The 24691-nt window shown below is 66.5% G+C and carries 25 protein-coding genes, 1 tRNA gene and 1 other RNA gene; 10 read left to right on the top strand and 17 right to left on the bottom strand.

Features of this window, described 5'->3' with window-relative positions; all coding sequences use genetic code 11:
• Window positions 1-116: 116 nt before the first annotated feature.
• Window positions 117-510: RNase P RNA component class A (gene rnpB, locus AB4089_RS07745), an RNA gene on the bottom strand.
• Window positions 511-593: 83 nt separating this feature from the next.
• Here rnpB and AB4089_RS07740 point away from each other — a divergent pair.
• Both AB4089_RS07740 and AB4089_RS07735 read left to right on the top strand, forming a co-directional pair.
• Entirely contained in the window at window positions 594-1505 is a 912-nt protein-coding gene (locus tag AB4089_RS07740; protein WP_441408715.1) for an alpha/beta hydrolase, read from the top strand.
• A gap of 33 nt (window positions 1506-1538) precedes the next feature.
• Window positions 1539-2303: a YaaA family protein gene (locus AB4089_RS07735; protein WP_441408714.1), complete on the top strand. Its 765-nt coding sequence runs from the start codon at window positions 1539-1541 to the stop codon at window positions 2301-2303.
• Window positions 2304-2363: 60 nt separating this feature from the next.
• Here the strand turns inward: AB4089_RS07735 and AB4089_RS07730 are convergent, their stop codons facing one another.
• Both AB4089_RS07730 and AB4089_RS07725 read right to left on the bottom strand, forming a co-directional pair.
• Window positions 2364-3101 (bottom strand): zinc ribbon domain-containing protein, encoded by a 738-nt coding sequence (locus tag AB4089_RS07730; protein ID WP_441408713.1) that lies wholly within the window; start codon window positions 3099-3101, stop codon window positions 2364-2366.
• Window positions 3102-3163: 62 nt separating this feature from the next.
• Window positions 3164-4093 carry a Nif3-like dinuclear metal center hexameric protein gene (locus AB4089_RS07725; protein WP_441408712.1) on the bottom strand — a complete coding sequence of 310 codons (930 nt, stop codon included), beginning with the start codon at window positions 4091-4093 and terminating at the stop codon, window positions 3164-3166.
• A gap of 99 nt (window positions 4094-4192) precedes the next feature.
• On the opposite strand from AB4089_RS07725, the gene msrA reads away from it, so the two are divergent.
• From msrA to AB4089_RS07695, 6 genes are all read left to right on the top strand, one after another.
• A complete protein-coding gene (gene msrA / locus AB4089_RS07720; RefSeq protein WP_441408711.1) occupies window positions 4193-4717 on the top strand; it encodes a peptide-methionine (S)-S-oxide reductase MsrA in 525 nt (174 codons plus the stop codon).
• Window positions 4718-4782: 65 nt separating this feature from the next.
• On the top strand, window positions 4783-5718 hold the full coding sequence (gene cysK / locus AB4089_RS07715; protein ID WP_441408710.1) for a cysteine synthase A: 936 nt from the start codon (window positions 4783-4785) through the stop codon (window positions 5716-5718).
• A 40-nt stretch (window positions 5719-5758) separates the two neighbouring features.
• Window positions 5759-6343, top strand: a complete 585-nt coding sequence (epsC, locus tag AB4089_RS07710; protein WP_018773413.1) for a serine O-acetyltransferase EpsC — start codon at window positions 5759-5761, stop codon at window positions 6341-6343.
• A 171-nt stretch (window positions 6344-6514) separates the two neighbouring features.
• A complete protein-coding gene (locus AB4089_RS07705; protein WP_441408709.1) occupies window positions 6515-8056 on the top strand; it encodes an arylsulfatase in 1542 nt (513 codons plus the stop codon).
• Window positions 8053-8190, top strand: a complete 138-nt coding sequence (locus tag AB4089_RS07700) for a hypothetical protein (protein ID WP_441408708.1) — start codon at window positions 8053-8055, stop codon at window positions 8188-8190. The genes AB4089_RS07705 and AB4089_RS07700 overlap by 4 nt, the downstream gene beginning before the upstream one ends.
• Window positions 8191-8988 carry a formylglycine-generating enzyme family protein gene (locus AB4089_RS07695; RefSeq protein ID WP_441408879.1) on the top strand — a complete coding sequence of 266 codons (798 nt, stop codon included), beginning with the start codon at window positions 8191-8193 and terminating at the stop codon, window positions 8986-8988. It abuts the gene before it with no gap.
• Here AB4089_RS07695 and AB4089_RS07690 read toward each other — a convergent pair.
• Window positions 8985-9818 (bottom strand): oxidoreductase, encoded by an 834-nt coding sequence (locus AB4089_RS07690; RefSeq protein ID WP_441408707.1) that lies wholly within the window; start codon window positions 9816-9818, stop codon window positions 8985-8987. The genes AB4089_RS07695 and AB4089_RS07690 overlap by 4 nt on opposite strands.
• A gap of 131 nt (window positions 9819-9949) precedes the next feature.
• Window positions 9950-11386: an NADP-dependent phosphogluconate dehydrogenase gene (gene gndA, locus AB4089_RS07685; protein ID WP_441408706.1), complete on the bottom strand. Its 1437-nt coding sequence runs from the start codon at window positions 11384-11386 to the stop codon at window positions 9950-9952.
• Window positions 11387-11648: 262 nt separating this feature from the next.
• Between gndA and AB4089_RS07680 the strand changes: the two genes are divergently transcribed.
• Window positions 11649-12377: a FadR/GntR family transcriptional regulator gene (locus AB4089_RS07680; protein ID WP_441408705.1), complete on the top strand. Its 729-nt coding sequence runs from the start codon at window positions 11649-11651 to the stop codon at window positions 12375-12377.
• A 20-nt stretch (window positions 12378-12397) separates the two neighbouring features.
• On the opposite strand, the gene AB4089_RS07675 is transcribed toward AB4089_RS07680, so the two are convergent.
• Genes AB4089_RS07675 through AB4089_RS07665 form a run of 3 tightly spaced genes read right to left on the bottom strand, consistent with a single transcriptional unit; the run spans window position 12398 to window position 15268 of the window.
• On the bottom strand, window positions 12398-13549 hold the full coding sequence (locus AB4089_RS07675; RefSeq protein WP_441408704.1) for an L-idonate 5-dehydrogenase: 1152 nt from the start codon (window positions 13547-13549) through the stop codon (window positions 12398-12400).
• Window positions 13549-14319, bottom strand: coding sequence for an SDR family oxidoreductase (locus AB4089_RS07670; protein WP_441408703.1), 771 nt, complete (start codon window positions 14317-14319; stop codon window positions 13549-13551). Before AB4089_RS07670 ends, AB4089_RS07675 begins: the two co-directional genes overlap by 1 nt.
• Window positions 14320-14332: 13 nt before the next feature.
• Window positions 14333-15268, bottom strand: coding sequence for an NAD(P)-dependent oxidoreductase (locus AB4089_RS07665; protein ID WP_441408702.1), 936 nt, complete (start codon window positions 15266-15268; stop codon window positions 14333-14335).
• 82 nt (window positions 15269-15350) lie between these two features.
• Between AB4089_RS07665 and AB4089_RS07660 the strand changes: the two genes are divergently transcribed.
• Window positions 15351-16415: a D-2-hydroxyacid dehydrogenase gene (locus AB4089_RS07660; RefSeq protein WP_441408701.1), complete on the top strand. Its 1065-nt coding sequence runs from the start codon at window positions 15351-15353 to the stop codon at window positions 16413-16415.
• Between the two features lie 303 nt (window positions 16416-16718).
• Here AB4089_RS07660 and AB4089_RS07655 read toward each other — a convergent pair whose 3' ends face one another.
• From AB4089_RS07655 to AB4089_RS07615, 9 genes are all read right to left on the bottom strand, one after another.
• On the bottom strand, window positions 16719-18074 hold the full coding sequence (locus AB4089_RS07655) for an MFS transporter (protein ID WP_441408700.1): 1356 nt from the start codon (window positions 18072-18074) through the stop codon (window positions 16719-16721).
• A gap of 160 nt (window positions 18075-18234) precedes the next feature.
• On the bottom strand, window positions 18235-19032 hold the full coding sequence (locus AB4089_RS07650) for an IclR family transcriptional regulator (RefSeq protein ID WP_441408699.1): 798 nt from the start codon (window positions 19030-19032) through the stop codon (window positions 18235-18237).
• Between the two features lie 170 nt (window positions 19033-19202).
• Complete coding sequence (locus tag AB4089_RS07645) at window positions 19203-20033, bottom strand: fumarylacetoacetate hydrolase family protein (protein ID WP_441408698.1); 831 nt, start codon at window positions 20031-20033, stop codon at window positions 19203-19205.
• A 224-nt stretch (window positions 20034-20257) separates the two neighbouring features.
• The gene (locus tag AB4089_RS07640; protein WP_441408697.1) at window positions 20258-20548 is read right to left on the bottom strand and encodes a hypothetical protein; all 291 of its coding nucleotides are present in this window, start codon (window positions 20546-20548) and stop codon (window positions 20258-20260) included.
• 109 nt (window positions 20549-20657) lie between these two features.
• Window positions 20658-21920 (bottom strand): glycosyltransferase, encoded by a 1263-nt coding sequence (locus AB4089_RS07635; protein WP_441408696.1) that lies wholly within the window; start codon window positions 21918-21920, stop codon window positions 20658-20660.
• A 124-nt stretch (window positions 21921-22044) separates the two neighbouring features.
• Window positions 22045-22120: transfer RNA gene (locus AB4089_RS07630), tRNA-Val, on the bottom strand.
• Between the two features lie 104 nt (window positions 22121-22224).
• Window positions 22225-23142, bottom strand: coding sequence for an NAD-dependent protein deacetylase (locus AB4089_RS07625; RefSeq protein ID WP_441408695.1), 918 nt, complete (start codon window positions 23140-23142; stop codon window positions 22225-22227).
• Window positions 23143-23173: 31 nt separating this feature from the next.
• Window positions 23174-23686, bottom strand: a complete 513-nt coding sequence (locus AB4089_RS07620; RefSeq protein ID WP_441408694.1) for a peroxiredoxin — start codon at window positions 23684-23686, stop codon at window positions 23174-23176.
• Window positions 23683-24102: a DUF3052 domain-containing protein gene (locus AB4089_RS07615; RefSeq protein ID WP_018773429.1), complete on the bottom strand. Its 420-nt coding sequence runs from the start codon at window positions 24100-24102 to the stop codon at window positions 23683-23685. Before AB4089_RS07615 ends, AB4089_RS07620 begins: the two co-directional genes overlap by 4 nt.
• Window positions 24103-24691 lie beyond the last annotated feature (589 nt).

The raw sequence follows: 24691 nt of genomic DNA, 5'->3' as shown, positions 1-24691 counted from the left end.
AACCACGCCTCAAGGTTTTCCCAAGCTTGCAACCCTGCAGTCACGCGACCCCGGCCGGCAGCCTGTGACGGCCGAATCCTGCCGGGCAGGACTGGACTTCGCGACGCCCAAGTGGATGGATGGGTTGACCGATACGCCGGGTTCTGTGTTCCCGCGCTGTTGCCGGCGCGGGAGTAGCGGCCATCCATCTACGGACGCCGTTGCCGACGCCCTCCAGCAGCCTACCCGGACACTCGGGCGAGCAGCCCTCAAACGTGCCCTGTCTGGCCTTGCTCCGGGTGGGGTTTACCTAGCCTTCCCGGTCACCCGGGAAGCTGGTGGTCTCTTACACCACCGTTTCACCCTTACCTGCCCTGCGGCCTGTGCAAACACACGCCGCACGCAGGCGGTCTGTTCTCTGTGGCACTGGCCTGCGGGTTACCCCGAGTGGGCGTTACCCACCACCCTGCTCTGCGGAGCCCGGACGTTCCTCGAGCCACTTGCGTGACGCGCGGCCGCCTGGTCAACCCATCCGCTGTCCATTCTACGGTCAGCGCGGGGGCCTCCGGTGACACGTCCGGACCGCGCCGGACCCCCGGGCCTATTATCGGAAGATGGACGAGTCTGCCCTGACCCGGCGACGCCTGCTGGAGCTGGCGGGAATCGGCCTGGGCGCGGCCGCGTTCACGGCCTGCACTGCCCGCATCGCGCCCGCCGAAATGACTCCGCCAGCACCAGCCGCTCCGCCCGTACCAGCGGGCCCGACGGCGACAACGCCCCCGGCGCCCGCCGTCCCGTTGACAGTCCGGACCAGCTCAGGCTCATTCGTCTCGGCTTACCGCCCCGGGATCGCCAGCCACTGGTCCCTGGCCGCTCCCGAATTGCCGCCCGGCGGCACACAGCCGGAATTGCCCCTGGCCGTCTTTCTTCACGGACTCAACGGCAGCCACACCGTCCTACTCGAGGACCTGGCCGCCCAAGAGGCCCTCCAACAGCACCTCGACGCCGGCGGCACGCCCTTCGCGATCGCTGCCGTGGACGGCGGAAACACCTGGTGGCACCCGCGCGCCGACGGCAGCGACACCCAGTCGATGCTGGTGAGGGAATTTGTTCCGTTCCTGGGCAGCCAGGGCTGCGACCTGGGCAGGATCGGCCTCTTTGGCCTCTCCATGGGAGGCTTCGGTTCCCTGCTGCTCGCCTCGCAGGGCCGGCTGCCCGGAGTCCGCGCCGTCGCGGCCATGAGCCCAGCGGTCTGGGACCACTACGACCCACGCCAGGAATCGGCCTTGGACGGCCCGGCCGACTTCGCGGCCCATGACGTGTTCGCGCTCCGACCCCGACTCGCCGCGTTGCCCAAGCGGGTCGACTGCGGCACCGGCGACGAGCTTGCCTCCACGGTTCGTGCCTACCGTTCTGGACTCCCGGGCGAGGTCGAGGGTGAATTCCGGCCCGGCGGCCACGACTACAGCTACTGGCGGTCCGTCCTGCCCGATGTGTTGTCCTTCTTGGGCTACAACCTCGCCTGAACCCGGCGCCGCCGGCGCCGGTAGGATCGTACGGTGCTAATTCTGTTGCCGCCCTCCGAGGGCAAGACTCCCGCCACGCGCGGGAACGCCGCCGACTGGACCGCCTTAAGCTTTCCCGCCCTCAACAGCTCCCGGGCCAGGGTTCTGGACGCGCTGGGCACAGTCAGCGCCCATGAGGACGCCTTGGCGCTGCTGGGCGTCGGCGCCTCGCTGAGTGCCGACGTCGAACGCAACACCCGCCTGCACGCGGAACCTGCTGCGCCGGCCCACCAGGTCTATTCCGGCGTGCTCTTCGACGCCCTGGGCTATGACTCCCTGACCCCGGCGCAGCGGAAGCAGGCAGACGCGTCGGTGCTGGTGGTCTCCGCCCTGTGGGGCGCCATCCGCTTCGCCGACCGTGTGCCGGCCTACCGGCTGTCGATGGGGATCTCACTGCCCGACGTCGGGCGGCTCGCCTCGTTCTGGAAGCCGCAACTGGGCGAGGCCCTGGCGGTGGCCGCCGCGGGCGAGCTCCTGGTGGACTGCCGGTCCAGCACCTACGCCGCGGCCTGGACTCCTCCGCCGGAACAGACCGTGGCCGTGAACGTCTTCACCGAGACAGGCGGCGTGCGCAAGGTGGTCAGCCATTTTGCCAAGCACACCCGGGGCGAGCTGGCACGCCATTTGCTCACCCGCCGGGGCAAGGCGCCGACGACCCCGGCGCAGCTGCAGAAGGCGGCGGCCGAGAAGTGGGTTGCCGAACTGGTCGAGGGCACGGCCCGGAAGCCGCACACCCTGAACATCATCCTGCCCAACTAGCTAACAGCAGGGGCCGTTCTGAACACTCAGAACGGCCCCTGCTGTTAGTCAGTTGGGTGGTTAGGCCCACTCGGCGGAGCGGACCAGGATGCAGCCGGAATCCGGGCAAAAGACGATGTCGTCCTCGGCGGCGGCCTTGATCTCCGCGAGGTCGCCCGGGCTCAGGTGCATGCCCGAGCCTTCCGAGGTCCCGTGGAAGAGCCGGGCAGCGCCGACGCCGCGCTTAGCCAGCGTCTTCTCGTAGATGGCCAGCATGCCGGCGTCGAGGGCGGCGGCGAACTCGGCCCGCTGCCCGCGCACCACGGTGGCCTCGGCTGCAATCTCTGCCAGCTGTTCGTCCAGCTCGGCGCGGATGGAGCCGAAGGAGCCCTGGATGTCGTCCACGATCTGCTGCTGGGCCACTTGGCGGGCACGCAGCGAGTCGAGCCGTTCGAGGACCTCCAGCTCAACGTCCTCGAGGTCCGAGCGGCGCTTGTTCAGGGAAACGAGGTCCCGCTGCAGGGCAACGAGGTCTTTGGACAGGCCCGTTCCGCTGTTGAGCCTGGCCTCGTCGCGTTCGATCCGGGAGGCAACCTGCTCGACGTCGGCCTCGGAGCGCTTGAGCTCGAGCTCGGCGTCGTGGACGGCAACCTTTGCTGCACCGAGTTCACCGTTGGCCACACTGAGTGCAGCTTCAAGATCGGTGATCCGGGAGTCACTTTCAAGGCTTCGCCGGCGGTTGGACAAGGACTTGAGCTTGGCATCGAGTCCCTGCAATTCGAGCAACTTCAACTGTTCCGCCGGTGCTGCCTTGGCCACTATTTACCTCCGCTAAATCCAATCCGGCCGAAGCCGGGCACCGTATCGGCGCTCCCTAGACTCTAGTCCCCGGCCGGAGTCAGAATGAAGTCCCACGGATCACTGTTGGTGGTGCTGACCCGGATCTCGACGTCGTGGCCCTGGTCGGTGAGCACGTTGCCCAGCGCTTCGGCGGCCGCGGGCAGCCATAGCCACTCGCTGGCGAAGTGGGACACATCGATCAGGTAGGGCCGGTCGTTGACCGCCGCCTCCCGGGCTTCCGATGCCGGGTGGTGCCTCAGGTCAGCTGTCACGTAGACGTCCGCGTTGCTGGCCCGCACCTCCCCGAAGAGGGAATCGCCGGCGCCGCCGCAGACAGCTACCCGCCGGATCAGTCCGTCCCGGTCACCCGATACCCGGACGCCGCCGGCCACCGAGGGCAGGATGCCGTACACCCGGGCAGCGAAATCACCCAGCGTCAGGACCTCCTCGAGGTCCCCGACCCGGCCGATTCCTTCTTCGGGGAGCCCGTTCGCGGCGGGAGTCAGGGGGGCGACATTCAGCAGGCCCAGGGCATCGGCCAGGACATCGGAGACTCCCCCAACGGCGGAGTCCCCGTTGGTGTGCACGGTCATCAGCGCGGTCCCGGACTCGATGAGGCGGTGCACGGCCTTGCCCTTGGCCGTATTCGCGGCGACCGACGTCACGCCCCTGAGCAGGAGCGGATGGTGCGTGATGAGCAGTTCGGCGCCGAATTCAATGGCTTCCTCGATCACGTCCGTGGTCGGATCGACGGCGAACATGACCCTGTGCACCTCGGCGTTCGGATGGCCCGCCACGAGGCCCACCTCGTCCCAGTCCTCGGCCAAGGATTCGGGCCAGAGCTCCTCCACCGCCAGCTGGATCATGCCCAGCGTCGCGGCGCCGGGGGCCTCGCCGTGGCCGGTAGCGCCGTCGTCGGCGGCAGCAGCGCCGTCGGACTCCACTGAAACATCGGTGTTCACAGGTTCCATACCCCCATTTTTACCCTATCCGCGGGCGCCCCTGACACTCGTAAGGGTCTCGTAAGGTGGGTGGGGAATCATCTGGACCGTCGAACCATTGAAGAGGTCATGAGAACTTTTGTCCTCGGCGGAGGCTGCTTTTGGTGCCTCGACGCCGTCTACCAGAAAACCAAGGGTGTCAGTTCGGTCGTTTCGGGCTACACCGGAGGCCATGACCGCGACCCCGACTATTACTCTGTGTGCTCCGGGACCACCGGCCACGCCGAGGTGGTGGCGGTGACGTTCGACGAGGACGTCATCCCCGCCGAAGTCATCCTGGACATGTTCTTCGTCCTCCACGACCCCACCACCCTGAACCGGCAGGGCTACGACGTCGGGACGCAGTACCGTTCCTCGATGTTCTACGAAACCACCGAGGAAAAAATCCTGTTCGAGGAGGCGATCGAGCGGAACCAGGCCCTGTGGCGGCATCCGATCGTCACCGAGGTCAGCCGGCTGCCGCAGTTCCATGTGGCGGAGCAAATTCACCAGGACTACTTCGCCAAGTACCCCGAGCAGGGTTATTGCCAGGTCATCATCAACCCGAAGCTGGCCAAGGCGAGGAAATATTACTCTGCGTGGCTTAATGCTTAGCTAGGGCCTGTACGCGCTCGTTAGGCTGACCTCAGTCAACCCTCTTCAAAGACAGGCATACATACATGGCACCGATCTATGACGATGTAACCCAGCTGGTCGGCGGAACTCCGCTGGTCCGGCTGAACCGGCTGACCGAAGGCCTTGACGCCACAGTGGCCGTCAAGCTGGAGTTCTACAACCCGGCCAACAGCGTCAAGGACCGGATCGGCGTCGCCATCATTGACGCTGCCGAGAAGGCCGGTGCCCTCAAGCCCGGCGGCACCATCGTCGAAGGCACCTCCGGCAACACCGGAATCGCCCTGGCCATGGTGGGCGCGGCCCGCGGCTACAAGGTCATCCTGACCATGCCGGAAACCATGTCCACCGAGCGCCGGGTCATGCTGCGCGCCTACGGCGCCGAAATCGTCCTGACCCCCGGTTCCGAGGGCATGCGCGGAGCCGTGGAGAAGGCCCAGGAGATCGTGGCCAACACGGAGAACTCCATCTGGGCCCAGCAGTTCGCCAACGAGGCCAACCCGGAGATCCACCGCCGCACCACGGCCGAGGAAGTCTGGGCTGACACCGACGGCAAGGTGGATATCTTCGTCGCCGGCGTCGGCACCGGCGGCACCGTCACCGGCGTCGGGCAGGTCCTGAAGGAACGCAAGCCGGGCGTCCAGATCGTCGCCGTCGAGCCGAAGGACTCCCCCATCCTCAATGGCGGCGCCCCGGGCCCGCACAAGATCCAGGGTCTCGGAGCGAACTTCGTCCCCGAAATCCTGGACACCAACGTCTACGACGAGGTCATCGACGCCACCCTGGAAGACTCCGTCCGCGTTGCCCGCGATCTCGGCATCAAGGAAGGTATCCTGGGCGGCATCTCCTCCGGCGCGATCGTCTGGGCGGCCCTGGAGCTCGCCAAACGCCCCGAGAACGCCGGTAAACTCATTGTTGCTGTGGTTTGCGACTTTGGTGAGCGCTACATCTCCACCGTGCTGTACGACGACATCCGCGGCTAAAGTCACTGCCGCCGTCCCACGATTCCCCAGAAAGGTCTTTGTGAGCTTCTTCGCAAGACTGAAGGAAGACCTCGACGCCGCCCGGTCCCACGACCCGGCGGCTCGAGGTTCTTTTGAGAACTTCTTCGCCTATTCCGGCCTGCACGCCATCTGGTTCCACCGCCTGACGCACCGGCTGTGGCAAAACCCGGCCCTGCGGTTCCCGGCCCGGCTCATCTCCCAGCTCGCCCGGTTCCTCACCGGGATCGAGATCCACCCCGGCGCGACCATTGGCCGGCGCTTCTTCATCGACCACGGCATGGGCGTGGTCATCGGTGAGACCGCCGAGATCGGCGAGGACGTCATGATCTACCACGGGGTGACCCTCGGCGGCCGCTCGCTGGCCAAGATCAAACGCCACCCCACCATCGAGGACCGCGTGGTGATCGGCGCCGGAGCCAAGATCCTGGGCCCCATCACCATCGGCCGGGACAGCGCCGTCGGCGCCAACGCCGTCGTGGTCAAGGATGCCCCGGCCGAATCAATCGTCACCGGCGTGCCTGCGACCTGGCGGCACCGCGACGCGCAGCGCGAGACCAAACCCGCCGTCGACCCGGCCGAATACCTGATCGAATACCGGATCTAGGGCCGCTCCGGGGCGGCGGAAGTCTTTTCCCCTGCTCCCCGTGTCACTAGGATGTCGAGCACAGCGGCGCGTCCGTCCGTGCAGTGTCCTAGCGTGCAGTGTCCTAAACATGCAGTGTCCTTTAGGAATGTCCTTGAATTGGCGCCGTCCGAGCCTGCGAGGAGGCGCGCCATGCCCAACGGTAAGCCGAACATCCTGGTCATCTGGGGTGATGACATTGGCATCACCAACCTGAGCTGCTACAGCGACGGGCTGATGGGCTACCGCACACCCAACATTGACCGCCTTGCCGAGGAAGGCATGCGGTTCACGGACTCCTATGGCGAACAGAGCTGCACCGCGGGGCGTGCCTCGTTCATCACCGGGCAGAGCGTGTTCCGTACCGGGCTCAGCAAGGTCGGCATGCCGGGCGCGGACCTCGGCCTGCGTGCCGAGGACCCCACCATCGCCGAGGTCCTCAAACCGCACGGCTACGTGACCGGACAGTTCGGCAAGAACCATCTGGGCGACAAGAACGAATTCCTGCCGACCGCCCACGGCTTTGACGAGTTTTACGGCAACCTGTACCACCTCAATGCCGAGGAGGAGCCGGAATCGCCCAACTGGCCCAGTGTCCAGGACTTCCCCGGTTTCAACGACCGGGCACGGCCGCGCGGGGTCATCCGCTCCTGGGCCACCGAGGACGAGGACGACACTGTGGACGGGCGGTTCGGCCCTCGCGGCAGGCAGCGCATCGAGGACACCGGCCCGCTCACCAAAAAGCGCATGGAGACGATCGACGAGGAGTTCGGCGCCGCGGCCAAGGACTTCATCGGGCGCGCGCATGGCGCCGGCAACCCGTTCTTTGTGTGGATGAACACCACGCACATGCACTTCCGCACGCACCCGAAGCCCGAGAGCATCGGCCAGGCCGGCCGCTGGCAGTCCGAATACCACGACACCATGATCGACCACGACAAACTCGTCGGCGGGCTCCTGGACCACCTCGACGAACTGGGCCTTGCCGAGGACACGATCGTGATCTACTCCACCGATAACGGCCCGCACATGAACACGTGGCCCGACGGCGGAATGACCCCGTTCCGGAGCGAGAAGAACACCAACTGGGAGGGCGCGTTCCGCGTCCCCGAGGTGATCCGGTGGCCGGGCCACATCCCGGCAGGGGTCGTGTCCAACGAGATCATCCAGCACCATGACTGGCTGCCGACGTTCCTCGCCGCCGCCGGCGACACGACCACGGTCGAGGAACTCAAGCAGGGCAAGTCGATCGGCGGCCGCACCTACAAAGTCCACATCGACGGCTACGACCTGCTCCCATACCTCACGGGCGAAGTCACCGGGAGCCCCAGGAAGGGGCTCGTGTACTTCTCCGACGACGGCGACGTGCTCGCCTTGAGGTACGACAACTGGAAGGTCGTGTTCATGGAGCAGCGCGTGCAGGGCACGCTGCAGGTGTGGTTCGAACCCTTCGTGCAGTTGCGGATCCCGAAACTGTTCAACATGCGCACCGACCCCTTCGAACGGGCCGACGTCACCTCCAACACGTACTTCGACTGGCTCTTCGAGAACGACTACCTCATCTTCGCCGCCCAGGCCCTCATGACAGAGTTCCTCGCCACGTTCGAGGAGTTCCCGCCGCGCCAGCGTGCGGCGACCTTCAGCATCGACCAGGCCGTGGAGAAGCTGCAGGCGTTCCTGGCCGGTGGCGATTGATTCCTCACCCCGCCACGCCGCCCGTCGCTCCGGAGGGGTTCGTGCGCATCGACGCCGGAGAGTTCGTGATGGGCTCGGATGAGCACTACCCGGAGGAGGCCCCGGCGCACAGGGTGCGGGTCGGCGGGTTCTGAATCAGCCCGGCAACGGTTACCAACCGCGAGTTCGCGAGCTTCGTGCGGGCCACTGGGTACCGCACGGTCGCGGAGCGGCCGCTGGACCCGGAGATGTTTCCGGGTGCGCCGGCCGAGAACCTCGTCCCGGGTTCGATGGTCTTCACGGGAACACCGGGCCCCGTCGACCTGAGGCACCTCAGCCAGTGGTGGGCGTGGACGCCGGGCGCGAACTGGAGACGGCCGTTCGGGCCCGGCACCACCATCGCCGACCGCGCGGACCATCCGGTGGTGCATGTCGCGTACGAGGACGCCGAAGCCTACGCCGTGTGGGCCGGATGCCGTCTGCCAACCGAGGCGGAATGGGAATACGCCGCCCGGGGCGGCCTCGATGGTGCGCGGTTCACGTGGGGCGAGGACCCGGAGGACGCGCACACGCCGCGCGCGAACTACTGGCACGGCGACTTCCCCTGGAGGGCACGCCGCGGCTACGGCTCGACCACGCCCGTGGGTTCCTTCCCGCCGAACGGGTACGGGCTCCATGACATGGCTGGAAACGTGTGGGAGTGGACCAGTGACTGGTACCAGCAGCACGACGCCGGCCCCGGATGCTGTGCCTCGCGCAATCCCCGGGGCGGAGAGCGCGACTCCAGCATCGACCCGCGTCAGGCTCCGGTTCCGCGCAAGGTCATCAAGGGAGGTTCATTCCTCTGCGCCGACAACTACTGCCGGCGGTACCGGCCCGCCGCGCGGCGGCCGCAGATGATCGACACCGGGATGAGCCACGTCGGGTTCCGCTGCGCTGCATCGAAACTTTAGCCGGGGAACCGCTTGTAGATGTTCCACAGGACGGCGTCGAACGCCCGGTCCGGCAGCAGGTGGCGCAGCAGCAGGATCCCCCGGGCGCTGGCTCCCACCGGGTACCGTGTCTTGGGCCGCCGCGCGGTGGCCGCGTGCAGGATGGCCTCGGCCGCGAGTTCCGGCCGCGCCGACGTCGCGGCGTTGTCCGTGGTGGCCAGCGCGGCCGCGACCACCTTGGCCTGGCCGGCGTAGGGGCCGCTCCCGGAGCTGGCCAGCAGCCCCTGGGCCGCAATGGTGCCCCACTCCGACTGCGTCCCGGCGGGCTCGATGATGGCCACGTCGATGCCGTGCGGCTTGAGTTCGAGCCGCAGCGAATCGCTCAGGCCCTCCACGGCAAACTTCGTCGCGTGGTACCAGGCGCCCAGCGGCTCGTACATCTTGCCGCCGATGGATGAGATGTTGATGATCCGGCCCGCCCGCGCGGCCCGCATGGCGGGGATCACGAGCTGGGTCATGCGGGCGAGGCCGAAGACGTTGACGTCGAACTGCCGCCGCCCCTCGGCGAGCTCCACTTCCTCGAGCGAGCCGTACGTCCCGTAGCCGGCGTTGTTGACCAGGACGTCGATGCGGCCGTGCGCGGCCAGCACTTCCCCGACGGCGGTGCTCATGGACTCCTCTTCCGTCACGTCCAGGGCCACCACGTTGACGCCGGAGGCCTTCAGAGGTTCCATTTTCTCCACCCGGCGGGCACCGGCGTAGACGGTGAAGCCGGCCGCGGCCAGCTTCCTCGCGGTTTCGAAGCCGATCCCGGTGGACGCACCGGTGACAAACGCTACGGGCTGGGGCATGGGCAGAACTCCTTGGGCGCTGAACTCGGTGCTGAACTGGGTGCTGAACGTCTGGGGCGGGTGCGGCGCGGAAACACGAACGGCCGGCGCCTCCCACAGTATCGGGAAGCGCCGGCCGTTCGCGGTGCGGACTAGTGCGTGTCCACTGCCTCGATCTCGGACTTGTCCTCGCCCCAGAGGGTGTGGAAAGTGCCCTCGGCGTCGACCCGGCCGTAGGTGTGCGCACCGAAGAGGTCGCGCTGGCCCTGGATCACGGCGGCCGGCAGGCGCTTGCGGCGCAGGCCGTCGTAGTAGGCCAGCGAGGAGGAGAAGACCGGTACCGGGATGCCGAGCTGCACCGCGGTGGCCACCACACGGCGCCAGGCCGGGAGGACGTCGGCGATCGCCTTGGTGAACGCCGGTGCGAAGAGCAGGTTGGCCGGCTTTTCCGCCGCGGCGTAGGCCTTGGTGATCTCCTTGAGCAGTTCGGCGCGGATGATGCAGCCGCCGCGCCACAGCGAAGCGATTTCATCCAGCTTCAGGTCCCAGCCGTATTCCTTGGCCGCGGAAGTGAGCATGTCCAGACCCTGGGCGTAGGAAACCAGCTTGGAAGCGTAGAGCGCCTGGCGGACGTCTTCGACGAAGCTCTCAGGGACCTCGACGGCGGCCTCGCCGCCGGCCAGCAGTTCCTGGGCCAGGACGCGCTGCTCGGCCTGCGAGGACAGGGCGCGGGCGAAGACGGACTCGGCGATGCCCGACGTCGGGGAGCCGAGCTCGAGCGCGGAGATGACCGTCCAGCGGCCGGTGCCCTTCTGGCCGGCGGCATCCACCACGACGTCGACGAACGGCTTGCCGGTCTTGGCATCGACGTGGCCGAGGACCTCTGCGGAGATTTCGATCAGGAAGGAGGCGAGGTCGCCCTTGTTCCACTCTTCGAAGATCTTGGCCTGCTCGGCCGGTTCGATCCCGGCGCCGGAGCGCAGGAGGTCGAAGGCCTCGCCGATGACCTGCATGTCGGCGTATTCGATGCCGTTGTGGACCATCTTGACGAAGTGGCCGGCGCCGTCGGTGCCGATCCATGCGCAGCAGGGCTGGCCGTCGACGTGGGCGGCGATCTTTTCCAGCAGCGGGCCGAGGGCGTCGTAGGACTCCTTGGAGCCGCCGGGCATGATCGAGGGGCCGTTGAGGGCGCCTTCTTCACCGCCGGAGACGCCGATGCCGACAAAGTGCAGGTCCTTCTTGGCGAGGGCAGCCTCGCGGCGGCGGGTGTCCTCGTAGTGCGAGTTGCCGGCGTCGATGATGATGTCGCCCGCTTCCAAGAGCGGCTCGAGCTGCTCGATCACGGAATCGACCGGCTTGCCGGCCTTGACCATGATCAGCACGCGGCGCGGCTTCTCCAGCGAATCAACGAGCTCCTGGAGGGTTTCCGTGCGGACGAAGTCGCCCTCGTCGCCGTGCTTAGCGAGTAGGGCGTCTGTCTTCTCCACGGACCGGTTGTGCAGGGCAACGGTGAAGCCATTCCGGGCCAGGTTGCGTGCGAGGTTGGCCCCCATCACCGCAAGGCCGGTGACACCGATGTGTGCTGACATCAAAACTCCAATTCATTTCTGTACGCCATCTGTGTACGGCGATTCATGTGCGACGTTCAACTAGGACTCGGGAAGGTGCACCGCAGAGGGCGGACCCGCCCTTGGGATTTTTGTGGCTGTACATAAACCATATGTATTTCCGCGGGCTGCGGGAAAGCAGCGCCCACGTAGCGGAATACTGCGCGTCACAAACAGTCTATGATCACCTGCGCCCGGGCCGCCGATCGGCCCGGGCGAGGCTTGCAGCATTATGCTTACGACTATGTCAACGAGCCTCCACCATCGTGCCATTGAGCACCTCGGGACCCGGATCGTGGCCGGCGAGCTTCCGGCCGGGCACGTCATGCTTGCCGAGCATCTTGAGGACGAACTCAAGGTCTCCCGCTCGGTGGTCCGGGAGGCGGTCCGCGTCCTGCAGTCCCTGGGCCTGGTTGAGACCATCAAGCGCGTCGGTATCCGGGTGCTGCCCTCCAACCGGTGGAATCCCTTCGATCCGCTCGTGATCCGCTGGCGCCTGGCCGGCGAGGGCCGTGGCGCCCAGCTGCGCTCCCTGGCCGAGCTCCGCACCGCCGTAGAGCCGGTGGCCGCCGAACTGGCAGCTGCCAACGCCCCCGAGGAGCTCCGCAGGGAACTTGTGGAGGTCTCGCACGCCATGCGGGACGCCGGGCAGGCCGGGGATGTGCCCCGGTTCCTGGAGCTGGACATCCTGTTCCATTCCCTGCTGCTGACCGGCTCCGGCAACGAGATGTTCGCCAACATGGTGGGGCAGGTCACCGAGACCCTGACCGGCCGCACCATCCACGGCCTCATGCCGGACCACCCGCGGGAGACGGCGCTGCAGTGGCACGTGGAGGTCGCCGAAGCCATCGCCGCCGGGGAGGCCACCGCCGCCCGCGAGGCCTCGAACCGGATCATGCGCGACACCATTTCCGAGATGGAGCCGAGCTGGAAGAACCAGCCGCGGGTGTTCGTTCCGCTCGAGCGCCGGTAGCGCACCGCCGGCGGACCGCCTCACTCCGGGGCCGGCCCGAAGTCGAGAAGGACCTTCCCGGACACCGCCGCATTCCTGGCAGTCTCGAACGCTTCCAGTCCGCGGTCCAGCGAAAAAGTGTGGGTGATGACGGGGTCGATTTGCAGCGATCCGTCGGTGAGGGCGGCGATGACGTGGTCGATTTCGTCGTTGAAGCGGAAGGAGCCCTTGAGGTCGAGTTCGCGGGTGATGGCCAGGGAGATCAGGACCGGCTGGGGACCGGTGGGCAGCAGGCCGACCATCACCACGGTGCCGCCGCGGGTGGCACCCCGGATGGCCGAGGCCAGGCCGTGGTGGTTGCCGGAGGATTCGATCACGACGTCGGCCTCGACGGCGGCGATCGCCTCGGCGTCGTCCGCCTGGAGGACGGCGTCGGCTCCCACGGCACGGGCGATGTCCAGCGGCTTGGCGTGCATGTCGACGGCGACGATCCGGGCGGCGCCGGCGCGTTTGAGGACCGCGACGGCCAGGGCGCCGATGGGGCCGCTGCCGATCACCAGGGCGGTCTTGCCGGCGATGTCCCCGGCGCGGGCGACGGCGTGCCAGGCGACGGCCGCCGGCTCGATCAGCGCCGCGGTCCGCAGCCCAAGGTCCGCGGGCAGCGCCCGGAGCATCCGCACCGGCAGGTTCACGTACCGGCTGAACGCGCCGTCGGTGTGCGGGAACCGGGCCGCGCTGCCCAGGTAGGTGCAGCCCGGGGACAGGTTGGGCCGGTCCGCCGGATACCGGGCCGGGCCCGGGCCGGGCGTGGCCGGGTGCACCGCCACGGCCGTGCCCGGACCGGGCCCGGTGCCGTCCGCCGCGGCCCGGACCACCGTGCCGGAGACCTCGTGCCCGAGCACCAGGGGTGCCCTCAGGATGGACTCGCCCGCCGCGCCGTGCAGCCAGTAATGCAGGTCCGAGCCGCAGATCCCGCCGTACGCCACCTCGACGACGGCCTCATCCGGGGCCGGCGCCGCCAGCGCCACGTCCTCGATCCGCAGGTCACCGGCCGCGTGGGCCACCACCGCCAGGCCCGAAACAGGCAGGCCCGTCCCGGACAGGACAGCCCCGGGCAGGGCCGACTCGGAGATGTCAGATTCGGAGATGACAGACCCGGCCGCTGCCTCGGGAAGTGCTGTGTTGCCGCCCATCAGACCACCACCGTCATTCCGCCGTCGATGAAGATGGTCTGGCCGTTGACGAAGTCCGAGCCGTCCGAGGCCAGCCACACCGCGGGCCCGGCCAGGTCCTGCACCGTCCCCCACCGGTGCGCCGGGGTCCGGCCCAGGATCCAGGCATTGAACGCCTCGTCATCGACCAGGTTCTGGGTCATCTCGGTGTGGATGTAGCCCGGCGCGATCCCGTTGATCTGCAGCCCGGACCCCGCCCACTCCGCGGTCATCGCCCGGGTCAGGTTCCGCAGCCCGCCCTTGGCCGCCACATACGGGGCGATCGTGGGCCGGGCCAGGTCGGTCTGGACCGAACAGATGTTGATGATCTTGCCCCGCCCCCGGCCAATCATGTGCCGGGCCGCCGCCCGCCCGACCAGGAACGCGCTGGTCAGGTCCGTGGAGATCACCCGCTCCCAGTCCGCCACATCCAGCTCCAGCATCGGGACCCGGTGCTGGATCCCGGCGTTGTTCACCAGGATCTCCAGCGCCCCCACGTGCTCCTCCACCCAGGCGATGCCCCGGGCGGCCTCGGTATCGCTGGTGACATCGAACGCGCAGCCGTGCACCCGCCCCGGCGGGTAGTCCGCGGCCATCGCCGCCTCCGCGGCCTTGAGCCGCTCGCCGTTGATGCCGTTAAGCACCACCGTGGCCCCGGCATCCGCCAGCGCCCGGGCCAGCGCATTGCCGATCCCCCGGCTCGAACCGGTCACCAGGGCCACCCGCCCCGTCAGGTCAAAAAGTCCACTCATGGTTTGCTGATCCTCAATTGGTCTTGACTGATGTGTTGTCTGTTGTGTTGTATCTGGCGTTGTCGCTGAGATTGGAGATGGTCTGCCGTACGACGGCAAGGTCCCGGTCCCCCAGCCCCTGGCGTTTGAGCTCCGCGTAGAGCTCGACGCCGGCGGAGGCCATCGGCACCGCGGCACCGACGGCGTCGGCGCTTTCGAGCACGAAGGACAGATCCTTGTGCATGAACTTGGCGGGGCCGGTGGGTTCGTAGTCCTTCGCGGCGAGCCTCGGGCCCACGACCTCGAGGACCCGGCTGCCGGCCAGGCCGCCGGCGAGCACCTCGTAGAGGGCCGCCACGTCCATGCCGGAGCGTTCGGCGAGCTCGGCGGCCTCGGCGAGCGCCGCCGTCGTGCTTCCCACGATCAGCTGGTTGCATGCCTTGGCGAGCGACCCCGAGCCCAGCGCCCCCAGCCGCCGCACGGTGCCGCCCATTGAGCCAAAGAGCGGCAGGAGCCGCCGGAAGTCGGTTTCGCTGGCGCCGGCCATGATGGCGAGGGTTCCCTCAACCGCACCTTTCGTCCCGCCGCTGACCGGCGCATCGACGACGACGGCGTTGCCTCCGCTCGCCGTCACGACCCGTTTCCCGAACTCCTTGACCGCAGAGGGCGAGACGCTGCTCATGACCACCACGGCGGTGCCGGGGGCGGGCGGCCTGGCGGCCCAGTCCGTCAGGAGGGCGATGCTCGCATCCTCAATGTCGGACAGATCCGGGAGCATGAAGACAATTACCGGCTGGTCCCGGAGCGCCTCGACGGCCGCCACACGGGAGCCACCGAGGGCCTCAAAGGCGTCCAAGGCTGGTGAAGAGCGGTTCCAGGCAGTGACGGCCCAGCCTGCCGCGAGGAGGTTGGCGGCCATCGGCGCGCCCATCAGTCCCAGGCCGACAAAGCCGGCTTCTTTACGGTCCATCTCCATGCTGCCTCACTTCGTCGTGGTCAATCTGTCGTAGTCAATCTTTGAAATCTGTTCAGCATTCTAGCCTCCATTCAGTATGATGAACACTATGACGACCAAAACCACCGTCGCGATCGCCGTCCCGCTCGAAGCAGAGCTTGTGGAACGCATCCGCGCCGTAGATCCGTCCGTGACCGTCCTCTACGAGCCCGACCTCCTGCCGCCGGAACGCTTTCCCGCAGACCACTCGGGAGATCCAGACTTCCGCAGGACGCCGGAGCAGGAGGAGCGCTACTGGGACATGCTCAACAAGGCCCAGGTGCTGTATGGGCTCCCCAACGAAAGCCCGGCGGGCCTTGCCCGGATCGCAGGCAGCAATCCCCGGCTTGAGTGGATCCACGCCATGGCGGCCGGCGCCGGCGGTGCCGTGAAGGCATCCGGGTTGGACGCCGAGACGCTGCAGAAGTTCAAGGTCACCACCTCGGCCGGCGTGCATGCCCTGCCGCTCGCCGAGTTCGCCGTCTTCGGCATCCTCAACGGCTTCAAGCGCAGCGCCGAACTGGCCCAGGACCAGGCTGCCAAGGTCTGGCCCGAGCTCCGCACCCCTACCCGCCTGGTCAACGGCTCCCGCCTGGTGGTCACCGGGCTGGGCGAGATCGGGCTCGAGACGGCACGGATTGCCCGTGCCCTGGGCATGAGCGTCAGCGGCACCAAGCGGACCGTGGAAGCCATCGCCGGGATCGAGGAGGTCACGGACAACGACGGCCTGGCGGGCCTGCTGGCCACGGCAGACGCCGTCGTCAATACCCTTCCCGGTACGCCATACACGGAGAAGCTCTTCGGCCGCGAGGCCTTCGCTGCCATGAAGCCCGGTACCGTCTTCGTGAACGTGGGCCGCGGCACCGTGGTGGACGAAGAGGCGCTCCTGGAAGCGCTCGACAACGGCCAGGTCTCCTACGCCTGCCTGGACGTGTTTGCCGTGGAGCCGCTGCCGCAGGACAGCCCGCTGTGGTCCCACCCCCGGGTCATGGTCTCCCCGCACACCTCGGCCCTCAGCGCGGCCGAAAACCGGCTGATCGCCGAGCGCTTCGCCAGCAACCTGCGGACCTACCTCGACGGCGGCGAACTGCCCCACCTCGTGGACACGGTGCACTTCTACTAGGCCGCTGCCCCGCAGCATCACCACCCAGGGCGGCCCTTCCGGAAACGGACGGGCCGCCCTTTGCGTCGGCGCGCTCCAGGGTCGGGCACTCCCGGTTGGCGACGCGAGTCCTGGCCGGCGACGCAACCCCCGCCTGGCGACGCGCATTCCCAACTGCGCCGCGCATCCTGCCTGTCGACGCCGGTATTCCGGTAGCGCCCGGTATTCTGCGCGTCGCCGGACGCTTCCCGTGTCGCACAAAAAGCCGCGGCCCCTTCCTGGCAGGAAGGGGCCGCGGCTTGCGGATCTGTTGCTCGGGTACGCCTAGCTTGCGTCCTCAATGAGGACGAGGTCGCGTCCCACCGTCTCCGGCGTGAAGAACGTGGTGACGAACGAGATCAGCGCGAGCACCAGCGAGTAGATGGCGAGCACCAGCCAGGAATGGTCCGTGGCGGCCAGCAGCGCGGCGCCTACCAGCGGGACCAGTCCGCCGGCCAGGACCGCCGAGAACTCCCGGCTCATGGCCACTCCGGTGAAGCGGTACTGCGAGCCGAAGAGTTCGGGCAGCAGCGGGCACTGGGGGCCGAGCATGGACTGAACACCGAGGGYGATGCCCACCACCATGACAACCCAGACGAGCGTGACGTTGCCCAGTGTCACCAGGTAGAACGCCGGCAGCGCGATGAGCGCCTGGAAGAGCGCACCATAGCGGTAGACCGGCACGCGGCCGATCCTGTCGGAGAGCGCGCCGAACGCGATCACCATGACGGCTGCGAACCCTGCGGCAATGAGCAGGCCGACCGGGCCGATGAACTTGTCGCCGGGGAAGACTCCATCCTTTGCCGCCAGGAAGGCGACCAGCAGGGCGGAATAGATCGATGAATTGCCGTTCTCGCCCATCCGGAGGCCGATGCCGATCAGCACGTTCTTCTTTGAGTGCTTCCACAGCTGGCCAATGGGGTTCTTGGCCACATTCTTGTGCTTCTCCAACTCCTGGAACACCGGCGTTTCCTTCAGGCGGAGCCGTATGAAGAGGGCCACCAGAATCAGGAACACGCTGGCCAGGAAGGGCACCCGCCACAACCAGCCCTGCAGAACGGCCTTGTCGGCCATGGCAATCAGGGCAAACGTTCCGGCGCCGAGCAGGGTGCCCAGCTGGATGCCGACGAACGGGAGAGCTGCGAAGAATCCACGACGGCGGCGCGGTGCGACCTCCGAGATCAGCGTGGTGGCGCCTGCCTGTTCCGCGCCGGCACCCAGGCCCTGGAAGATACGCAGGATCACCAGGAGTACGGCGCCCAGCATGCCCGCCTGTTCGTACGTCGGCAGCAGGCCGATGGCAAAGCTGGCGGTGCCCATCAGGCCGATGGTGAGGATGAGGACCATTTTGCGGCCGAATCGGTCGCCGATGTAGCCGAAGACCATGCCGCCGAAGGGCCGGGCCGCGAATCCGACGCCATATGTGGCGAAGGAGGCGATCAGGGCTCCGTCCTCACCGAGCGGCGCGAAGAACAGCGGGCCGAAGATGAGGGCCGAGGCCAGGCCATAGATATAAAAGTCGTAGTACTCCAGAGCGGAGCCTACAGAGCTGGCAAGCGTTGCCCGTCGCAGCTGTTCCGGATCGACGACGGCGCCGTCCGTGTCAGCCAGCGGTGTATTAGTACGAGTTGTCACAAGCACTCCCTCAAGAACACTCCAGAACCCCGTTGGCCTGGTGGGATGTGAGCAACCCCTCAAGGAGTCGATCACTATGTTGAACAGAGTACAGCATAGTGATCGGCTAGCCAATGAATAATCAGACTTATTCGTGATGACCCAGGACGACCCGGCGTTATGGGCCCTAGCCCATGGGGTTGCCAAGGGACCGGGCGAGGTCCCTGAGTTCCTTGACCATCATGGCGCCCTGTTCATCCGAGTAGGTCGCCTTGAGCGCCGTGACCGAGAGGCCAAGGCTTGGACCATGTGCGCCGCGCGTGGGGACGGCCACGGCCAGGCACACGACGCCAGTGGTGGATTCCTCGTCCTCGAAGGCGTAGCCCTGTGACCGGATGACTTCGAGCTGGGCCTTGAGTTCGGCTCCGGTGCGCAGCGACTTCGGCGTCAGGACCGGCAGTTCGGCGTCGTCCGGAAACATGTCCTCGACGTCATGGTCATGCAGTCGCGCAATTAGGGCCTTGCCCACGGCGCAGAGGGACACCGGCATTTTGTCGCCGATGTTGGACGTCAGGCGTACCGCCGGGTGCCCTTCGTAGCGGGCCAGATAGATGACATTTGTTCCGTCCAGCATGGCGATGCGGACAGTCTCGCCCGACAGTGTCGGAGCCTGCTCACAAAAGCGGTAGAACTCCTGGACCTCGTCGAGGCGGCTCAGGTAGGCCGCACCCAGCTCAACCAACTTGCGCCCGAGGGTGAAGTCCGCGCCCTGGCGGTTGATCAGGCGGGCCTCCTCGAGGGCGAGGAGCAGGTTGGACGTTGAGGACTTCGGGATTCCCAGCTCCCTGGCCAGATCACTGAGCGTCAGGCGTCCGGTCGCCGATGCGGCCAGGGCCTCAAGCACAGCGGCGGCTCGGGTGACGGCCGGTGCAGGTGACGCGCTCCCCAATCCTTCGGAGGTTCGGGGAACTCGGGAATCGGCCATGATTCTCCTTCAGGTATCGCGCGCAAGTCGCCGCGCCACTCATTCAAATGCCGTCCAGTCAGCTGAACACTAACCATCATAATGCACCGCATGTGTCGGCGGCCGGGCCCGCTCGGGCCCGCTGGCCGCTGCCCGCACTTCGGCGCTCTTCGCTGGAGACCGCCGGCCCGTCAGCCAGCGGCCACCACGGGATTGGTCAGTTCGCCAATGCCTGCAATCTGGCAGGTGACGGTGTCGCCGGCAGCGAGGGGCGCGCACTCGGCCGGGAACCCTGTCAGCACCAGGTCGCCGGCGTGCAGCGTCATGAACGAGGTCAGGTAGGTGAGGATCTCCTCCACCTTCCAGCCAAGGTCGGCAGAACTGGCCGCCTTCAACTGGGCTCCGTTGTGCTCGATGCCGATTGCCAGGTCTTCACCCGCCAGGTCCGTGACGATCCATGGGCCCACGGGTGTGAACGTATCCTGGCTCTTGGCGCTGATCCACAGTTCATCGGATGCCTGCAGGTCCCTGGCGGATACGTCGTTTCCAATGGTGTAACCCAGAATGGCGCTCATGGCATTGCCGGGCGTCAGGCCGCGGGCCTTGCTCCCGACGACGATTGTCAGTTCGGCCTCCGGCTCGACGAGGCCCACGCCCGGCCGCAGTTCGATTGCGTCCCCCGGGCCCACCACGCTGGTGGTCGCCTTGTGGAAGGCCTGCGGCGGCAGGTCGCGGCCCGGGCGGCCGGTGTTGTGGGCCATGCCCAAGACGTTGGCCGGGACACTGGGTGAGAGGAACGTGAATGATGCCTCATCCACGGTTGCGCCGAGTTCCCAGCCGCTGCGGTGCGGGCTGCCGGCGTTGGCCGGAGACCCGGGGAACGGGGTGGCGGTCACCGTCCACGCCTTGCCGGCCGCGCTCTCAAAGTCCGGTGCGTCGTTGGAAACGAAGAAGTGTTCGTCCTCGGTGGCGCGGGAAACGGGGCGGACTCTGGCGATTCGGCGGGCATGCGTGGCGGTCATGCAAACATCCTAGGCGGGAGGGATCCATTGGCACTGATTAGGCCAGCGACTGGCGTAATTATGCCGCGCTGAAACCCTGGCGGTGTTTCACATTTCCAAACGTTCACGGTATATTCATTACAAGCCTTCCACCGCGGCATCCCCCAATAGTCGCGGTGGAAGGCTTTTCCAATGCCCGGTTTTCTGGCCCGGCCAGTGTCCGGCTCGTTCCCGCCCGCTGCAGCCTATGCGGCGTCCGCGACAGCCCCCCGAAGCCGCCATCCGCCGCCGAGGCCGTCCCGGATCAATTCCATGGTGGTCAGGGCCGACCCGTGGTTGCGGCCGAGCCTTGCCTGGACCTGCCAAACCTCGACGTCAACTCGGCTAAGGCCCTTGGGCATCCGGCGCTCGGCCTCCCACCAGCTGACGCGCTCGAACCAGCGCACCGGCTCGGCCCCGATCATCCACTCCCTGCCCCCGCGTACTACCGCCAGGGGCCGCCCGTCCGGGCCGGTCTTCACCATCACGTGCTCCATGCCTGTCACGCTAGGGTGGGGCACCGACATTTTCGGGGACCGGATGCGGGCGGCAGTCCCCAGCCGAATCCGGGACCGGCGTCCCGGGACCGGTATCGGGCCTCAATTCTTAGCCGGCGGCGTGTACCGCCACGACCCGGGGCTGGCGCAAGCGGATGAAGACGTCGGCCGGCTGACGGTTCTTGCCCGTCAACGTGATACCGGAAATGCTGACGCCCTCGGGCATGAGTATGCTGTGGCGCACCAGTCCGTTTGATTTCCGCGACCAAGCCTGGCGGCTCAGGCCAAGCTTGGAGTTCCGCTTCAAACCCAGGGTGGACACATCCAGTTCATCTGCGCCCTGGAGATCATACGAGACTTCGGCAAAGCCACCCTGAAGATTTGCTGCGGATTCGAACTCGAATTCAAACTCAACCAGCCCCGCGTCTGCCCTCAGCGGAAACGTGAGCACAGTATCCGCCGTAAGCTGCAGGGGTTCGGCACCCGGCGCCGACAATTCATGTATTCCGGACTCACCGGCGACGATATCCTCGATCAGACTCGGCCATTTTTCTGCGGAAACATCCGCGGCCCGCACCACCGGCAGCTTCTCAAGGCGCGCCAGTGAATCCGCAACGCGCTCATGCGGCGTCGAATTCAGCGTCGAGTCCTGGTCACCGTGACGAATCTGGAAGAACATGTGATCGCTCGAGTCCAGAATGGTCGGCATCACAGTGTCAACCTTGTGGTGATGGCCGGGCGTACTCACGGAGAAGCGGCCTTCGCGCGGGTCGAATGCCGACACGAATGCCATTCCCTGTGCCGACTTCGGATGGTAGAACTCCCGAAGATTCACGAGTTCGTGATCCCCCCGATACGCCGTCAGGCCCAGGCCAAAGGAGATCGCCATCCCGATGTGATTCGCGGACCGGTACCTTTCCAGGCACGTCAGATAGTCAGCGGCGAGTACGTCGTCGTCATCGAGGCGGAACCACATCACGGGCTGGACGTCCTCGTCCGCTCCGAATTTGCCGGCGAGGTCTTCTTCAATAAGGGTGGTGACTTCCTCGATGCCGGTTCCGCGGACCGTCTTGTTCCACTCCACGGGGATCAGGAAGGGGTGTTCGCTGGCTGCAGAGAACAGCAGTTGCTTATGGCGCTCCGGCAGCAACTCTGAATAGAGTACGAAATGCTTGTAGTCATGGTTCTCGGCCATGGCTGCCAGCGCGGGCACGGACTTCCCGAAGAAAACGTCCGCGCGCATCTGTAGGCGCTGCTCCGAGAAGAGATAGTTCTGGTACGCCTCCGGGGTCTTGAAGACCCCGCTGCGAGACGTCTTCCACGACGGCGATCCGGGTGAAAATAGGCTGTAGCGCGTGACGCCGTAGAACATGGTGGTCCCCCAGGGGTTTCTCGGGTGCTGAACAAATCACCTAACTATACCCGACCACCGCTGTGGTATATACGCACAAAACCCGTCGTTGCAGACCTTTTGGTTCGAACGACGGGGTTTCTTGTGGTGGGTCCTACCGGGATCGAACCGATGACATCCACGGTGTAAACGTGGCGCTCTACCAGCTGAGCTAAAGACCCAAAACCGCGGTATCCACGCCCAAGCGCTTCAACCAACGAACAGCAACTGTACCGGATGCCACGGTCCCAGCGCCAATCGGCCCGCTCCCTCCTGCAGCGGCGGACTACAGTGGCGGCAGCTCGGCGGCGAGCCAGCTCAGGGCGCCGCTGACGCCGGAGTCGAGCTTGATGGTGGCGAGGTCGTCGCCGCGGGTCGGTCCCCTGTTGATGATGACCACGGCCTTGCCCTGCTTCGCCGCGTGGCGGACAAAACGCAGGCCACTCATTACTGTGAGCGACGAGCCGGCCACCAGGAGCGCCCGGGCCGCGTCGACCATGGCATACGCGCGCTCGACACGGTCCTTGGGCACGTTTTCGCCGAAGTACACGAAGTCTGGTTTCAGGGTGCCCCCGCAGGCGGGACAGCGGGCGACGACGAAGGATTCGATCAGTTCGGAGTCCTCGACCGTGGCATCGGCATCCGGGGCCATTTCAATGGCGCCGGCCGCCTCCGCCCGTTCCAGGAACCCGGGGTTCAGTTCCTCCAGGATCCCGGCCAGCATCCGGCGGCTGAATCTCCGGTGGCAGTCAAGGCAGACAACCTGGTCGAACCGGCCGTGCAGGTCCACGACGTTGATGCTGCCGGCGTCCTCGTGGAGGCGGTCCACGTTCTGCGTGATGAGTCCGGTAAGCAGTCCCCGGTGTTCCAGCCGGGCTACAGCCGCATGGCCGTGATTGGGATCGGCCCGGCGCAGGTGCGACCAGCCGATGTGGTTGCGGGCCCAGTAGCGCTGCCGGTTCCCCGGTTCGCCGATGAACTCCTGGTAGGTCATGGGCATCCGCGGCGCGGCGCCGGGCCCGCGGTAATCCGGAATGCCCGAATCCGTGCTCAGGCCGGCGCCGGTCAGCACGGTGAACTGTCCCCCGGACAGGACGCCACGGATGTCCTGCAGGACCTCGAGCTCGCCCTGCAGGAGTTGCGCTGGTGTATCGCCGCCGGCTTCGGCGGCCGTGACGGGCGGGAGGCTGGCAAATCCTGTCATGCCGATTCCTGGCCGCCGCTGCCTCACCGGATCAATTCCCGCCGAGCCCCGCGAGGGCGGCCCGGTATTCGCCGAGGTCCCGGGCCTGGCCGCGGGGATTCACCACGACGTAGCGGACGATTCCCGCCGCGTCGATGATGAAGGTGCCGCGCAGTGCCATGCCGCTGTCGGCGTCGAACACCCCGTAGGCCGATGCCACCGCGCCGTGCGGCCAAAAGTCGGCGAGCAGGTCGAAATCGTAGCCTTCCTTTTCGGCGTAGGCCCGCTGGGCGAACTTGCTGTCCACCGAGACTGCCAGCACCGCGGCGTTGGCGTCCTCGAACAGAGCCAGGTTGTCCCGGATTTCGCACAGCTCCCCGGTGCAGATGCCGGAGAAAGCGAAGGGATAAAAGACAACCACGACATTGCGTCCGCGGAAATCCGAGAGGCGCACCGGTTCGCCATATTGATTAACAAGCTCGAATTCAGGTGCGGAATCCCCGACGCCGGGAACTGGCGTCACGGCGGGCAGCGCCGCGGCCTCATGCTGGACCGCTTGGGTCACTTGTTCTTCCGCGTGACCAGACGGGTGGCGCTCCAGTCCTTCGAGACGCCGGCGGAGGTGGTGTAGTGAAGTCCCGCGGTGGGGGCGGCATCCTGGATGTCTGCCGGCGACACGTAGCCGTCGCGGCCCGACTTGGGAGTCAGGACCCATACGACGCCGCCCTCGGTGAGGGTGGTCAGCGAATCGACCAAGGTGTCGACAAGGTCTCCGTCACCTGCCCGCCACCACAGAATGGCGGCGTCGACCACTTCGTGATCGTCCTCGTCGAGCAGTTCAGAGCCCGTGAGATCTTCGATATCGTCACGCAAGTCGAAGTCGACGTCGTCGTCATAACCGAATTCCTGAATCAGGTCCCCGTCTTTGAAACCCAGTTTCTCCGCCACATTTACCGAAGTGGCGGCGTCGGCCTCGCTCACGTGTTGCTCCTATGTTTTGTGAATTGCTTCATGTTTTCAATGGCACTAGTGATTTCCATTACTCCAAGCCAACACCCTTTGAGCTCTCGCTTCAAGCTGTTGACCCCGCGATCCGCCATATTCTGCGTCACACAGGCCGATCCGAAGGCTGCAGGGCAGCCCTTCGTCACACAACCAGTATGCCCGTGAAATACGACGACGGGTCCATGCGGCGGCTACGCATCGGTCTGCCCGCACGGCTAGAGTGGCTGATGACGACTACGCCTGCGCGGGCAACCGCCCGACTGATTACAGGCAGGCGTACCGTGATTGGACCTTGCCCGGCGCATACGACCGGGCTGTTGTAACCGATATGTCGCACACGTCGCGTTCAACCCAGGCAGTCACCCTGCCCGGAGCTGAGGGTGCCGATGGATGCGCTCAAAGAGAGGTTGGACGTGGCTGCAGGAGAAGATACCTCCCATATCCTCAGCGGGTTGACAAACCAGCTGCCTGATCGTGATCCGGAAGAGACCGCCGAATGGCTGGAGTCCCTGGATACCCTGATTCAGGAACAGGGCACCGAACGTGCCCAGTACATTAGTACATT

Source organism: Arthrobacter sp. 2MCAF15 (genome assembly GCF_052115605.1).
Taxonomy (GTDB): Bacteria; Actinomycetota; Actinomycetes; order Actinomycetales; family Micrococcaceae; genus Arthrobacter.
The sequence above is the reverse complement of the archived record's forward strand: the minus strand, read 5'-3'. Positions and strand labels throughout refer to the sequence as shown.